Raw genomic sequence first — 280 nt, forward strand, 5'->3', positions numbered from 1 at the left:
CAGTAAGGTCGTTTTGGGAAATGTGCAATGGTATTTCAGTGCAGCCTAGCAATATACCTTCTGCGCCATTTTGACTTAAAGAGTTTGTAATTTGTAATTGCTTTTCTTTTGATGTTTCTGAAATAATTCCTTTACTTAATTCATTTAAAATAACATGATGAATAAAATTTCTTTCCACTTTATTTGGAATAATTGTCTCAATGTTATAGTTCGCTAGACGTGATTTATAGAAGTCTTGTTCCATCGTTTGTTTCGTACCTAATAGACCGATCCGTTTTAT

Annotated in this window: 1 protein-coding gene; it reads right to left on the reverse strand. The window is 31.8% G+C overall.

From position 1 onward, the window contains the following. Positions 1–280 (reverse strand): aspartate/glutamate racemase family protein (locus ACSG5Z_RS32480; RefSeq protein ID WP_435712996.1); only part of this gene is annotated, 280 nt, incomplete at both ends.

The organism is Bacillus pretiosus (genome assembly GCF_051294775.1).
In the GTDB taxonomy this organism is placed as follows: domain Bacteria; phylum Bacillota; class Bacilli; order Bacillales; family Bacillaceae_G; genus Bacillus_A; species Bacillus_A wiedmannii.